This is a genomic window from Paenibacillus oryzisoli (assembly GCF_050467285.1).
Lineage (GTDB): Bacteria > Bacillota > Bacilli > Paenibacillales > NBRC-103111 > Paenibacillus_E > Paenibacillus_E oryzisoli_A.
In genome coordinates this window covers 1-13,381 of sequence record NZ_JBCMUN010000038.1, presented here as the reverse complement: position 1 = coordinate 13,381, position 13,381 = coordinate 1, and the positions used below count along the sequence as shown (strand labels likewise).

Annotated in this window: 11 protein-coding genes and 1 pseudogene; 1 reads left to right on the top strand and 11 read right to left on the bottom strand. The window is 51.5% G+C overall.

What is annotated here, in order from left to right; translation table 11 throughout:
- Window positions 1-9: 9 nt before the first annotated feature.
- From hslU to ABE504_RS32345, 8 genes are all read right to left on the bottom strand, one after another.
- Window positions 10-1,410, bottom strand: a complete 1,401-nt coding sequence (gene hslU / locus ABE504_RS32380) for an ATP-dependent protease ATPase subunit HslU (RefSeq protein WP_430096789.1) — start codon at window positions 1,408-1,410, stop codon at window positions 10-12.
- 46 nt (window positions 1,411-1,456) lie between these two features.
- The gene (gene hslV, locus ABE504_RS32375; RefSeq protein ID WP_430076801.1) at window positions 1,457-2,011 is read right to left on the bottom strand and encodes an ATP-dependent protease subunit HslV; all 555 of its coding nucleotides are present in this window, start codon (window positions 2,009-2,011) and stop codon (window positions 1,457-1,459) included.
- Between the two features lie 192 nt (window positions 2,012-2,203).
- Window positions 2,204-3,520 (bottom strand): FADH(2)-oxidizing methylenetetrahydrofolate--tRNA-(uracil(54)-C(5))-methyltransferase TrmFO, encoded by a 1,317-nt coding sequence (gene trmFO / locus ABE504_RS32370; protein ID WP_430096787.1) that lies wholly within the window; start codon window positions 3,518-3,520, stop codon window positions 2,204-2,206.
- A 12-nt stretch (window positions 3,521-3,532) separates the two neighbouring features.
- Complete coding sequence (gene topA, locus ABE504_RS32365; RefSeq protein ID WP_430096785.1) at window positions 3,533-5,641, bottom strand: type I DNA topoisomerase; 2,109 nt, start codon at window positions 5,639-5,641, stop codon at window positions 3,533-3,535.
- A gap of 72 nt (window positions 5,642-5,713) precedes the next feature.
- Window positions 5,714-6,805, bottom strand: a complete 1,092-nt coding sequence (dprA, locus tag ABE504_RS32360) for a DNA-processing protein DprA (RefSeq protein WP_430096783.1) — start codon at window positions 6,803-6,805, stop codon at window positions 5,714-5,716.
- Window positions 6,806-6,923: 118 nt separating this feature from the next.
- Window positions 6,924-7,856, bottom strand: coding sequence for a succinate--CoA ligase subunit alpha (gene sucD / locus ABE504_RS32355; protein WP_126144964.1), 933 nt, complete (start codon window positions 7,854-7,856; stop codon window positions 6,924-6,926).
- Between the two features lie 51 nt (window positions 7,857-7,907).
- A complete protein-coding gene (gene sucC, locus ABE504_RS32350; protein WP_430096781.1) occupies window positions 7,908-9,068 on the bottom strand; it encodes an ADP-forming succinate--CoA ligase subunit beta in 1,161 nt (386 codons plus the stop codon).
- Between the two features lie 305 nt (window positions 9,069-9,373).
- Complete coding sequence (locus tag ABE504_RS32345; protein WP_430096779.1) at window positions 9,374-9,526, bottom strand: hypothetical protein; 153 nt, start codon at window positions 9,524-9,526, stop codon at window positions 9,374-9,376.
- A 297-nt stretch (window positions 9,527-9,823) separates the two neighbouring features.
- On the opposite strand from ABE504_RS32345, the gene ABE504_RS32340 reads away from it, so the two are divergent.
- Window positions 9,824-11,401 (top strand): YifB family Mg chelatase-like AAA ATPase, encoded by a 1,578-nt coding sequence (locus tag ABE504_RS32340; RefSeq protein WP_430096777.1) that lies wholly within the window; start codon window positions 9,824-9,826, stop codon window positions 11,399-11,401.
- Between the two features lie 490 nt (window positions 11,402-11,891).
- Here the strand turns inward: ABE504_RS32340 and ABE504_RS32335 are convergent, their stop codons facing one another.
- The 3 genes and pseudogenes from ABE504_RS32335 to ABE504_RS32325 form a co-directional block, all read right to left on the bottom strand.
- Window positions 11,892-12,266, bottom strand: a complete 375-nt coding sequence (locus ABE504_RS32335) for a YraN family protein (protein ID WP_430096894.1) — start codon at window positions 12,264-12,266, stop codon at window positions 11,892-11,894.
- Window positions 12,263-12,586: an EscU/YscU/HrcU family type III secretion system export apparatus switch protein gene (locus ABE504_RS32330; protein WP_430096775.1), complete on the bottom strand. Its 324-nt coding sequence runs from the start codon at window positions 12,584-12,586 to the stop codon at window positions 12,263-12,265. Before ABE504_RS32330 ends, ABE504_RS32335 begins: the two co-directional genes overlap by 4 nt.
- A pseudogene (locus tag ABE504_RS32325) lies at window positions 12,583-13,381 on the bottom strand (hypothetical protein); the annotation flags it as partial. The pseudogene ABE504_RS32325 and the gene ABE504_RS32330, both read right to left, overlap by 4 nt.

Sequence of the window (13,381 nt, the reverse complement as noted above, 5' to 3'; positions counted from 1 at the left end):
AGAATCTATTTATAGAATGTACTGGCTCAAGTCTTTGTTCTTCACGATGCTGTTCAGTTTCTCGCGCACATACTCCGGATTGATCACAAACGATTCCAGTGTAATTTCAGGTGCTTCATAAGACAAATCTTCCAGCAGTTTTTCTAAAATGGTGTGGAGTCTCCGCGCCCCGATGTTTTCGGTTTGCTGATTCACTTCCACGGCAATCCGAGCGATTTCTTGAATCGCTTCGTCAGAGAATGCAATCGATATCCCTTCCGTTTCCAGAAGCGCGGTATACTGCTTAGTCAGCGCATTCTTGGGCTCCGTCAAAATGGACACAAAATCCTCCAGCGACAAATCGCTGAGTTCGACCCGGATCGGGAACCGGCCTTGAAGCTCCGGAATCAGATCCGAAGGCTTTGCAATATGAAACGCTCCGGCGCCAATGAACAGTACATAATCCGTTTTGACCGGGCCGTATTTGGTCACAACCGTCGAACCTTCCACAATCGGCAAAATGTCGCGCTGCACGCCTTCGCGGGAAATATCCGGCCCGCTGCCGCCGCGGGAAGAACTCGCCACTTTATCAATCTCATCGATAAAAATAATGCCGCTTTGCTCCGCGCGCTGCACGGATTCCTGGATGACGTCGTCCATGTCGATCAGCTTTTGCGCCTCTTCCTGCGTCAGCACTTTTCTCGCTTCTTTCACCAACAGCTTGCGCTTCTTCATTCGCTTCGGCAACAGGCTGCCGAACATCTCCTGCATGTTCATGCCGGCCTGTTCATTGCCGCCCTGCCCGCCTAGCATATCCAGCATCGACGGCGCATTGTCCTCGACTTCGATCTCGACGGTTTCATTCTCGAGCTTACCGCTTGCCAACTGCTCAGCGATTTGCGAGCGTTTCGCGCTAATCGAAGGATCCGGCGCCGGCTCTTCCTGTTCAGCCTGATTTTGACCGCCGAAGAGCATTTCAAATGGATTCTTCTGCGACTTCGCGCGAACCGGATTCGGCGCTAGCAGCGCGACGAGCCGCTCGTCAGCCAGCTTCTCCGCGCGATCCTTCACCTTCTCCATCCGTTCTCCTTTGACCATGCGGACCGCAACTTCTACCAGGTCGCGAACCATCGATTCCACATCACGCCCGACATAACCGACCTCGGTAAACTTGGTCGCCTCCACTTTAACAAAGGGAGCGCCCACCAACTTGGCAAGGCGGCGCGCAATTTCGGTTTTCCCGACGCCCGTCGGCCCGATCATCAGGATATTCTTGGGGACGATTTCATCCCGTATCACTTCGTCGACGAGATTTCTCCGGTAGCGGTTGCGAAGTGCAATGGCTACCGACTTTTTCGCTTTCTTTTGACCTACAATATATCGATCCAGTTCCTGAACAATTTGCTTGGGAGTAAGGGAGCTAATCGCCATTTCGGTAACCTCCTTCATATGTTCAAAGACAAACGAATTCTGCGCACTACTCAATCTCTTCAACTATAATATTATGATTGGTAAAAACACAAATTTCAGCAGCCGTCGTCAAAGCGGCATGCGCAATCTCCTTCGCGCTGAGCTGAGGTGCGTGACGATGCAGCGCTCTGCCCGCCGCCAGTGCAAAGCTGCCGCCCGAACCGATCGCCAGGATGCCGTCGTCGGGCTCAATCACTTCACCATTACCGCTAAGCAGCAAAAGGCCGCTCGCATCCATCACGATCATCATCGCTTCCAACCGGCGAAGCACGCGATCCTGGCGCCAATCCTTCGTCAGCTCCACTGCGGCGCGCTGCAGGTTGCCGTGGTGCTCCTCCAGCTTACCCTCAAATTTCTCAAACAGCGTAATCGCATCGGAAACGGAGCCCGCAAATCCGGCAATCACTTTCCCTCTATATAAACGCCGCACTTTCTTGGCTGTGCTCTTCATGATCATGCTATTGCCGAACGTCACCTGACCGTCGCCTGCAATAGCCCCCTTACCCTGATGACGGATAGCAAAAATCGTTGTTGCATGGAACGTAGCTTGACTTGGATCCATCCCTATTCACTCCTTGATCAGATTTTTGCCGGGCTTATGTGCGCATACCTGAATGTGTCTTTAAAATGAGAGAAACCTCTAGCGAGGCCTTCGGAATCGAATGACCGCATCTAGAGGTAAATGTATGATCAAACCCATGAAAAATGCAACAAAACATAATTATATTAACACACGGACAATTACGTTGACAACTTATTCGGAAATTGTAGTCTTAAAATTCTGAATACTTTCCAGCGCGCGGTTAGCCAGCTTTTCGTACTTTTCTTTTTTGTTGCGAATACGTTCCGGCAATTGCGGCAGCAAACCGAAATTTGCATTCATCGGTTGAAAATGCTTAAAGTCCGCCGTCGTGATATAGTTCGCCATTGAGCCCAACGTTGTCTCCGGCGGCACAACCACACATGCGAGGCCTCTAGCCATGCGGCCAGCGTTCAAACCTGCAATCAAGCCCGATGCCGCCGATTCCACATACCCTTCGACGCCGGTCATTTGGCCTGCGAAGAAAAGATCCTCGAGCCGCTTGTATTGGTACGTCGCCTCTAGCAGCTTCGGCGAATTGATGAACGTGTTGCGGTGCATCACGCCATAACGTACAAATTCCGCATTCTCAAGCCCTGGAATGAGCGATAGCACGCGTTTCTGCTCGCCCCACTTGAGATGGGTCTGGAAGCCGACCAGATTGTACAGCGTGCCCGCAGCGTTGTCCTGGCGAAGCTGAACGACCGCATGTGGCATTTTGCCTGTGTGCGGGTTGAGCAGGCCAACTGGCTTCATCGGACCGAACAGCACCGTCTGCCGGCCGCGCTTGGCCATCACTTCGAGCGGCATGCAGCCTTCGAAATAAATTTCTTTCTCGAAGTCCTTGAGTTCCGCGACCTCGGCTGTAATCAACGCTTCGTAGAAGACGTTGAACTCTTCCTCCGTCATCGGACAGTTCAGGTAAGCGGCTTCTCCTTTATCATAGCGGGAAGCGAGGTACACCTTGCTCATGTCGATGGAGTCTTTCTCGACAATCGGCGCCGCAGCATCGTAGAAGTAAAGATACTCTTCGCCCATCAGGCCTTTAAGCGCCGCTGACAAATCCGGCGACGTCAGCGGGCCCGACGCGACGACCGTAATGCCCTCCGGCAGCGCCTGCACCTCTTCGTTGCGCACCTCGATCAGCGGGTGGTTCCGCAGACGGCTCGTGACCGCCTGCGAGAACCCTTCGCGATCTACCGCCAGTGCGCCGCCCGCAGGTACCGCATGCTCATCGGCGCACGAAAGGATCAGGGAATCCAGACGCCGCATTTCTTCCTTCAGAACGCCGACTGCGTTCGTCAACCCATTGGCTCGCAGCGAATTACTGCATACGAGCTCAGCGAATTGATCTGTAATGTGCGCAGGCGTCTTTCTGACATTGCGCATTTCGTATAACGTAACGGGCACGCCTTGACGCGCGATTTGCCAAGCAGCCTCACTGCCTGCCAGCCCTGCGCCGATAACCGTCACCCTTGTTGTTTCCGACAAAATCGTACACCTCTAATCTTCGATTTCAAACGACTGGTCTTCCGCTTCAGCCGCTTCCTCTTTATGGTCACACTTCGTACATTGGAGCGTCGCTCCGCTCTTCGTACGTTTCTCAATCATCAGCGAGCCGCATTCCGGACACGGACGGCTGGCCGGTTTATCCCAAGACACAAAGTCGCAGGTCGGATACTGATCGCATCCGTAGAAGACGCGGCCTTTCTTGCTTCTGCGCTCGACGATTTTACCAACATGACACGTTGGGCACGTCACACCGATATCTTTAATGATCGGCTTCGTGTTCCGGCAGTCCGGAAAGCCCGAGCAGGCCAGAAACTTGCCGAAACGCCCCATTTTATACACCATCGGCTTGCCGCATTTCTCGCACAATTCATCCGAGACTTCGTCTTGAATTTCAATCTCTTTCATTTCTTCTTCGGCAAAATGCAATCGTTTCTCAAACGACTCGTAGAACGAAGACAAGACTCGAACCCAGTCTTCCTTCCCTTCTTCCACCAAGTCCAGTTCTTCTTCCATATGCGCGGTGAACTCGATGTCCAAAATTTCCGGAAAAAATTCCTGCATCATCTGATTAACCAGCTCACCTAACTCCGTAGGCACGAATTTCTTCTCCTCGATTGCCACATAACCACGTTTCTGAATGGTCTCCAGCGTCGGCGCATACGTACTTGGACGGCCAATACCCATTTCCTCGAGCGCACGAACGAGACGGGCTTCTGTGTACCGTGGAGGCGGCTGAGTAAAGTGCTGCTTCGGCTCGACGCTTTGCTTCTGCAGCGAATCACCTTTAACGAGCGGAGGAAGCAGCTTGTCTTCTTCCGTCGTGCCATCGTCGTTACTTTCCACATACACCTTCATGAAACCGGGAAACTTTAATTTGGAGCCATTCGCGCGGAATACCGTATTGCCTGCCGTAAGATCAATCGTCATTGTGTCCAGAATCGCGGAGGACATTTGACTGGAGATAAAACGGTCCCAGATCAGCTTATACAATCGATACTGATCCTTGCTTAAAAACTCCTTCATCTGATCCGGCTCGCGAAGGACGGACGAAGGACGAATACCTTCGTGAGCGTCTTGCGCGTTGGCATTCTTACGAATATATTGGCGAGGCGTTTCCGGGTAATAAGTCGGACCGTACTTCATCATGATGAACTCTTTCGCTTCTTCTTGCGCAACCGGCGAAATTCGTGTCGAATCGGTACGCATATACGTAATCAAACCGACAGTTCCCTCTTTCCCAAGATCGATCCCTTCATAAAGCTGCTGAGCGACTGACATCGTTTTAGATGCGCGGAAATTTAGCTTTCTGGCCGCTTCCTGCTGCAAGGAGCTTGTAATAAAAGGCGGGGAAGGGTTACGCTGGCGCTCTTTCTCTTTTACTTCACTGACTGTAAAATTTTCCGAGCCCATCGCAGCAAGTACGTCATTGACATCATCCTGCGATTTTAACTCTTTTTTCTCACCGTTCAGGCTGTAATACTTCGCTTCAAACGAGGACTTGCCGGCGGCCAAAATTGCTGTAATTGACCAATATTCCTCCGGAACGAATGCGTCGATTTCATTCTCGCGATCTTGAATCAGTTTGACTGCCACAGATTGTACACGACCTGCGGATAAGCCCTTTTTCACTTTTTTCCACAGCAAAGGACTGATTTTATAACCGACAAGCCGATCCAGAATCCGACGAGCTTGCTGTGCATTTACCAGATCTTGATTAATGCGGCGAGGTGTCTTAAAGGCATCCTTAACGGCATCTTTCGTAATTTCATTAAACACAACACGACAAGCTTCATCCGACCCTACATCCAAATAGTGCGCCAAATGCCACGCGATCGCTTCCCCTTCGCGATCCGGGTCAGCCGCCAGATAAATGCGCTTCACTTTTTTGCTCGCGTCTTTGAGTTCTTTCAGAATGGACCCTTTTCCACGAATCGTTATGTATTTAGGCTCAAAGTTTCGTTCCACTTCTACGCCAGTTTGGCTTTTCGGAAGGTCGCGAATATGACCCATCGAGGCTTTCACGATGTATTTGCTGCCTAAATATTTTCCAATGGTTTTGGCTTTGGCGGGTGACTCTACAATAACTAATGAATCTGCCATGGTCCGTCCTTCCTCCCTTCATCATTTCAAAGGTTAAAGTTGCTTGGCGAGAAGAAAAACTTCGTGTTTTGCCTATGCTCGAATGTATGATGAACCCGGAAGCTGTTTAATCGCCTTTTTCAAAACTAAAGATAACAGAACTCCATGCAAATGTCCAAACGTAAATTGCGTTGCTTCTATTAAAGTGTCAATGGAGACCGGCTCCTCCGACACAATTCGGTAGATTTCGAGCTCGTCCGGCGTCAAGGACAAGACCGGATTTGCCTTGCCAATCACGCTAAAATCAGCCTTGCCAAGCAAGTGTTTATATTCTTCGACAATTTCTTCGACCCGCGTAACTAATTTAGCCCCGTCCTTTAAAAGCTTATGAACACCGCTGCTCTGCCTGGAATGAATCGGGCCCGGAATCGCAAACACATCGCGAGACGCGTCAAGCGCATGCTCTACGGTAATGAGCGATCCGCTGTCTTCTGCAGCTTCCACCACCGTTACCCCGATAGACAGTCCCGCAATAATGCGGTTGCGCTGCGGAAACATACCGGGATGCATCCCGCAGCCGATGGGATACTCCGAAATAATCACGCCTTCCTCTTCAATCCGGCGGTACAGCAGTGCATTTTCACGCGGATAGATTTGGTTAATTGCGCAACCCAGCACAGCCACCGTACGCGACGGCCCTTGCAGCGCGCCGACGTGCGCCCGACTGTCGATGCCTCTGGCGAGACCGCTTACAATGCCAAAGCCAACCCGCGAAAGCGCGCCTGCCCATTCTTCCGCGATCTTTTTGCCATACAACGTCGGCGTTCGGGTCCCCACCATGCCAAGCAGATGCTCCTTGAGCAGGGCAGTGCGTCCCTTCGCATACAACACCCATGGCGGCCCAGCGATTTCATTCAGTATAGCCGGAAATTCGGCATCCATACGTGTCACGATCTGTATGCCGTGCTTGTTATATAATTGAAGCTTCTCTTCAATGAACGATGGCGTCAGCTTCGCAGCAATTTGCTCCGCGACCGCGCCGCGCAGTCCAGCAGCCCGAAGATCGCCTGCGGAAAGCGTCAGCAGCACCCCAAGCTCAGGAAACTTCGTTACCACCTGATCAATCGTTTTCCAGCCAACACCCTCAAGCTCGTGTAGACCTAGTAGTACATCGCGATTATTCATAAGTATATACACTCCCTACTCGAATGACAAATTTGCCTGACATAGCTCAAAACAAAAAAACCTCCCAAAGCCCTGAAAATCAGGGCCATGGAAGGTTGCTTACCTTCTATAGCGTTACTTATTTTTTAGTGATCACTTTGTCCAGCAAACCTTTTTCTTCCAGAACGGCAACCAGTGTGGAGCCCATTTCGGAAGGTGTAGCCGCTACGCGGATACCGCATTTTTCAAGTGTCGCCACTTTTTCAGCTGCAGTCCCTTTACCACCGGAAATGATGGCGCCAGCATGGCCCATACGTTTTCCCGGAGGCGCCGTTTTACCGCCGATGAAGCCGACAACCGGTTTCGTCATGTTAGCTGCGATCCATTCTGCCGCTTCTTCTTCCGCAGTACCGCCAATTTCACCAATCATGATAACCGCGTAAGTGTCTGGATCTGCTTCAAAACGTTTGAGGATGTCGATAAACTCGGAGCCTTTAACTGGATCCCCGCCAATACCAACTGCGGAGGATTGTCCGATGCCGCGAGTTGTCAATTGGTGAACAGCCTCGTAAGTCAGGGTTCCGGAACGGGAAACAACGCCTACGTGACCTGGTGTATGGATGTAGCCTGGCATAATGCCGATTTTGCACTCGCCTGGTGTGATTACGCCTGGGCAGTTTGGCCCGATCAGCACGGTATTTTTGCCTTCCAGGTAACGTTTTACGCGCACCATGTCAAGGACTGGAATACCTTCTGTAATACAGATAACGAGTTCCAGCTCAGCTTCGATCGCTTCGATAATGGACTCAGCTGCGAAAGCCGGTGGTACGTAGATAACGGATGCTGTCGCACCAGTTGCGTTTTTCGCTTCAAGAACTGTGTTGAAAACCGGAAGCTTCACAAGCTCGCCGTTTTCCAAAGTGATATCAACAGTAGTACCGCCTTTACCTGGAGTTACACCGCCAACCATTTGTGTGCCGTAATCCAAGCCGCCTTTGGTATGGAACAAACCCGTAGCGCCGGTAATCCCTTGAGTAATGACTTTTGTATGTTTATTAACCAAAATACTCATGATCTATGGTTCACATCCCCTATATTAGTTGAAAAACCGTTCAAATCTTCCTTATTTCACAAGTGCAACGATTTTTTGCGCGCCGTCAGCCATGGAATCTGCTGCAACGATGTTCAGGCCGGATTCGTTCAGCAATTTTTTGCCGAGCTCAACGTTAGTGCCTTCCAAACGAACAACGAGCGGACGGGAAAGACCAAGCTCTCTAGCCGCAGCGATAACGCCTTCAGCGATAACGTCGCAACGCATGATGCCACCGAAGATGTTAACGAAAATACCTTTAACCTGCTCGTCCGACAAGATGATTTTGAAAGCTTCTGTAACTTTCTCTTTCGTAGCGCCGCCGCCTACGTCCAGGAAGTTCGCAGGGTCGCCGCCGTAGTGCTTGATGATGTCCATAGTTGCCATCGCAAGGCCCGCACCGTTAACCATGCAGCCAATGTTGCCGTCAAGGGCGATGTAGCTCAAATCATATTTGGAAGCTTCGATTTCTTTCGCGTCTTCCTCTTCCAGGTCGCGAAGCGCAACGATGTCTTTGTGACGGAAAAGTGCGTTGGAATCGAAGTTTAATTTCGCGTCAAGAGCCATTACATCACCAGCGCCAGTTACGACCAGCGGATTGATTTCTGCAATGGAGCAATCTTTGTCAACGAATGCTGTGTACAAAGCCAACATGAACTTCGCCGCTTTATTCACCAGTTCGTTAGGGATATTGATGTTGTAAGCAAGTCTGCGCGCTTGGAAAGCTTGAAGACCAATTGCAGGGTCTACGACTTCTTTGAAAATTTTCTCAGGCGAATGAGCCGCAACTTCTTCGATCTCCGTGCCGCCTTCTTCGGAAGCCATCATGACAACGCTGCCTGTCGCACGGTCTACGACAACGCCAACGTAGTACTCTTTCTTAATATCGCAGCCTTCTTCGATCAGAAGACGCTTCACTTCTTTACCTTCCGGGCCTGTTTGATGCGTCACAAGCACTTTACCCAGAATTTCGCTTGCATATGTACGAACTTCATCGAGGTTTTTAGCTACTTTAACGCCGCCCGCTTTACCGCGACCTCCGGCATGAATTTGCGCTTTAACCACGACGACGGACGAACCGAGTTCTTTCGCTGCTTCAACAGCCTCGTCTACGGTGAACGCAACCTTTCCGTTAGGAACGCTGACGCCGTACTGTCTCAGGACTTCTTTTCCTTGGTACTCATGGATATTCATTTCCTAAAATCCTCCTATCAGTATGGACTTTCTATACGTGCTATACAGGGAAAAGTGTAATTTCCAAATTGCGTTAGGCACGAAAATCGATCTTGCTACCGGAATTAGTATCACACTTCTTCGCAAGCCCTAACCATTGTATCACATTATTTTCGACAGTTTCCTTATTTTTTTCATGAAGCCCTTCAAACTTTCCTTTCACAGTGAAAAACTTTAGCTATCACCCCGAAAAATTCTAAAAAGACCTGCTTTGAAAAAAGGAGAAGCCGCATTTCCATTTCTGAAAATACGGCTCCTGCTTTCGATTAATATGGCGCCATCGTCCCGCTATCGCTGCGCGGTTCGCGTTCCGCCTGCTTGATAAAGCGCATTTCATTGCCGGAAAAAGAACAGATCAGACACTGAATGATCGGCTCCTGCTCCGCAATCATATTCGGATCTGTAAACTCCGTAATCATTCCAGAATGGGCATCCTTCAAAAAAGACTGCGCATAGCTGGTGATTACATTGAATTTAATCCGATTCGACCGGCAATTTGGACAAAAATACGGTTTTTCTTGCATACCTACCATCACCTCTTTTTTACATTATGGGCAACGCAAGGAATTTTAATTCGTTTTTGCAGGCTTGCATTGATTTCCCATTTTTTGCTATGATGTGGATACATATCGGAGGCATGAGGAAGCACCTCGACTCCTGTTGCACACAGGCCGCCAAGTCGGCTTGATTACCAACGGAGAAAGGGTGTTTTTGCAATGTACGGAAAAGTAATGAGCGCCTGCCTGCAAGGCATTGACGGACAATTAATCGAAGTCGAAGTCGATATTTCGAGCGGCTTGCCGCAGATCAATGTCGTCGGATTGCCTGACTCGGCGATCCGGGAATCGGTCGAACGCGTCAGGTCCGCGATCAAAAATTGCGGCTATACGTTCCCGATGGACCGCATTACCGTTAACTTGGCCCCTGCGGATTTGCGGAAGGAAGGATCGTCCTTCGATCTCGCCATAGCCATGGGGATCCTATTAACATCTGGTCAAATTGATCAGCAAATGTTGTCACAACAGACACTTTTTCTCGGTGAGCTCGCATTGGACGGTTCCCTCCGCCCTGTTCCCGGTGTACTGTCGATGGTCCATGCCGCCAAGAAACTGGGCATCTCGCATGTCTGTCTCTCCCGGCACAACGCTGCGGAGGCCGCCTTAATCGAGGGGCTGGCGGTATGCACGATTGCGAGTCTGGCGGATTTTAAAAGGAATCGTCCGTTACCTGAGTATTTTGCGGAAACCAGGGATAACGATGACAGCTCCGCTGAGAGTCCGGCTGCCGGGACTTCTAACGGATTTCAACTCATGGAAGATTACGCCGATGTCAGCGGGCAGCATCAGGTCAAACGCGCGATGATGATCAGCGCTGCGGGCATGCACAATATTGTTCTTCTGGGGCCGCCAGGAACAGGAAAAACGATGCTGATCAAGCGGCTCCCCTCCATTCTGCCGCCGATGTCGGACAAAGAATCGCTTGAAGTGACGAAAATCTACAGCGTATCCGGCAAGCTCGCAAGCCGTTCTTCTTTGATTCGCACGCGCGCCTTCCGCGCGCCTCATCACTCGATCTCGCCGGCCGGACTCGTTGGTGGCGGCTCCATCCCGAAGCCCGGAGAGGTCAGTCTCGCGCATCGAGGCGTCCTGTTTCTGGACGAGCTGCCTGAATTTACGCGCGGCGCGCTCGAGGTGCTCCGCCAGCCCTTGGAGGATCGCCATGTCGTCATTTCCAGAGCTCGGGCCTCGTATACGTTTCCTTCGCAATTTTTGCTTGCCGCCGCCATGAATCCATGCCCTTGCGGGTACTACGGAACGGCTACCCCAACCCACATCTGCACCTGCTCCCTCGCCAAAATCGTACACTACCGCTCCAAAATATCCGGTCCGCTCCTCGACCGCATCGACCTGCATGTGGAGGTGCCTAAGCCGGACTACGCACACCTGCGGGATAAATCCAATCAACTTTCCTCCCACGAAATGCGGGAGCGGGTTATGCGTGCCCATCGTCGTCAGCAGCTGCGCTACGCCGGAACGCCAATTAGCCATAATAACGAGCTAGGCGGGAAGCTGATGCGGCAGGTTTGCAAGCTGCCTTCCGAAAGCGATGATCTGCTTCGCGCTTCTTTTGAAGTTCTTGGCATGAGTGCGAGGGCTTATGACCGCATCCTCCGGTTGGCATTGACCATTGCGGATTTGGAGGAAAGCGATACGATCAAGCCTGAACATGTGGCGGAAGCGATTCAGTATCGGAATTTGGATCGGAAGCAGCGGTTGGAGGAGATGGGGGTTTGAGGGAATGAGCGTATGTTGTCAGGATACGCACGTAGGCGCTTAAACAAACGGGGTACTTTGGTAATTTGTCTTCGTAAACCAAAAGGTACTCAGTGAACATCAACGATTTGAAATACCAATGTCTCGTTCTTCCCACTCTCCTCCATCCGCCCCGAACTGGAATTTTCCCATTCATTTTCTCACTTTTGCCCAATTTGGGGAGCTGAACTGGAATTCTTCCAGTACATTTGCCCGTTTTGAAGCCTTTCTTCGAAGAAGACTGAAATGAACTGGAGCTTTTCCAGCCCAGCTGGCACGGGAGTCGCATCCAGGCGAAATGAGATGGGGGTTTTACCGTTCATAGAGGGAACTCGAACAAGTTGGCTAATATAACGCGATTGAATGTACGCCGCCGTTCTCCCTCTACTCCAACGTTGCTCCTCCGAGATGTATCCTTTGTGCCGCATACTTAAGAAGCCTTCCGACGCAAGAATGATAGACATTCTCGGCGTTAGAAGGCTCCTTTGATGTGAGTGAGCACCGGCTCTTCCCTGTCGGCGAAAAACTCAACCGTCACTACGTCGAACCGAACGGGACATTCGTATTGCCGTTTATAGTGGAGATACATTTGCGCAGTTTCGCGCACCTTTGCCTGTTTGCGGAAATCGACGGATTCGGCGGCGCTGCCAAATCTGCCGGTCGCGCGCCGCGTCCGCACTTCGACGAAAAGGAGGGTTTGCTGTTCTAGAGCAATAAGATCGATTTCACCCGAACGGCAGCGCCAGTTTGCAGCGACGATTTGACTGCCATGCTCTTGCAGATAGACGGCAGCCAATGCTTCTCCCTGCTTTCCTAACGTCTTGCGGTGATTCTTGGCATTCGTTATGGCTGTCCCCTCCCAACGATCGACCGCATACGCCCATCTGACCTATAGATGAAACTGAGCACCTCCGCTACAAGCTGATACAGCTCTGGTGGAATTTCCTGATCCAGCTCAAGCTTGGACAATACTTCGACCAGGGAAGAGTCCTCTTGAACCGGAATGCCGTTTTCTTTGGCTTTTTGCAAAATCGACTCCGCAACTTGCCCCTTGCCTTTCGCGACAAGGATCGGCGCTTTCGATTTTTCGGGCGCGTATTTCAAGGCTACAGCTTTTTTGATCGGCGTCGCGGGCTGCGACTGCGGCTTATCCGAGTTGGACTTCATGCGCGCACATCGACTCCTTTATACGTCAGCGGTTGATAGAGGGATTTCAAATCCGCACGCCCTGCCAAGTCGCCGTCCCCTGGAGCCGCTTCCGCTGCCACAGGCTTGGGATAAGGCGAGCATTTCAGCGAAATAAACTGATAGCCGACGCGGTTCAACGCCTCCGATATTTCCTTCTTTGATGTCTCCATGAGGGCGCCAATAGCCGGATGATCATTGTGAATCGTGAGCGAGACAATTTTATTGACGACCGCCACGTCCAGAAGCGTGTTGCCCATCGCTTTCATCTGCAAGTCGAACAAAAGGCGGCAGTTATTGGCATCCACTTGACCGCGGCTGCCCTTCCGCGACTGAATATGAATGGCAGCCGACTGCTCTCCGCTTCCGTTAACAAACGGGATGAACAACGTCATCTGTGTGAACATGGCCGTTTTATCGTTGGTCAGCATCAACTGCTGTCCCGTAATCTGTCCCAACGCCTGCTGCGCGGCTTCCTTGAGCGGCGCCGGCGTGTCATCTGAAGCCGTTAACTGCAGCAGCAGGCTCTTGAGCGTTTCCGCTGCGGCCGGTTTAACGGCTTCATTCGGTTGGTCGGACGCAGGGTTGGCAAGCGCGTTAGCGTTCAGATCAACCCCATTCTTGTCCGGCTGGCGGGCGGCGAGCCTGTCATCGAGCTTGGCGGCGAGATGATTCTCGTGCTCCACGCCGACGGCTTTGAGCAGCTTGCTGATCCAGTTCCCTTCGGGCGGATCAGCAGGCCCCGACAGAGGCGCTTGCCCGCGCGCCTCTGTCGGG

What these genes read in the sequence shown, in the direction of transcription:
- hslV (WP_430076801.1), bottom strand. Translation starts at nt 2,011, where the DNA reads ATGGATCCAAGTCAAGCTACGTTCCATGCAACAACGATTTTTGCTATC.
- dprA (WP_430096783.1), bottom strand. Translation starts at nt 6,805, where the DNA reads ATGAATAATCGCGATGTACTACTAGGTCTACACGAGCTTGAGGGTGTT.
- ABE504_RS32330 (WP_430096775.1), bottom strand. Translation starts at nt 12,586, where the DNA reads ATGAAGTCCAACTCGGATAAGCCGCAGTCGCAGCCCGCGACGCCGATC.
- sucC (WP_430096781.1), bottom strand. Translation starts at nt 9,068, where the DNA reads ATGAATATCCATGAGTACCAAGGAAAAGAAGTCCTGAGACAGTACGGC.
- topA (WP_430096785.1), bottom strand. Translation starts at nt 5,641, where the DNA reads ATGGCAGATTCATTAGTTATTGTAGAGTCACCCGCCAAAGCCAAAACC.
- sucD (WP_126144964.1), bottom strand. Translation starts at nt 7,856, where the DNA reads ATGAGTATTTTGGTTAATAAACATACAAAAGTCATTACTCAAGGGATT.
- ABE504_RS32345 (WP_430096779.1), bottom strand. Translation starts at nt 9,526, where the DNA reads ATGATTACGGAGTTTACAGATCCGAATATGATTGCGGAGCAGGAGCCG.
- hslU (WP_430096789.1), bottom strand. Translation starts at nt 1,410, where the DNA reads ATGGCGATTAGCTCCCTTACTCCCAAGCAAATTGTTCAGGAACTGGAT.
- ABE504_RS32340 (WP_430096777.1), top strand. Translation starts at nt 9,824, where the DNA reads ATGTACGGAAAAGTAATGAGCGCCTGCCTGCAAGGCATTGACGGACAA.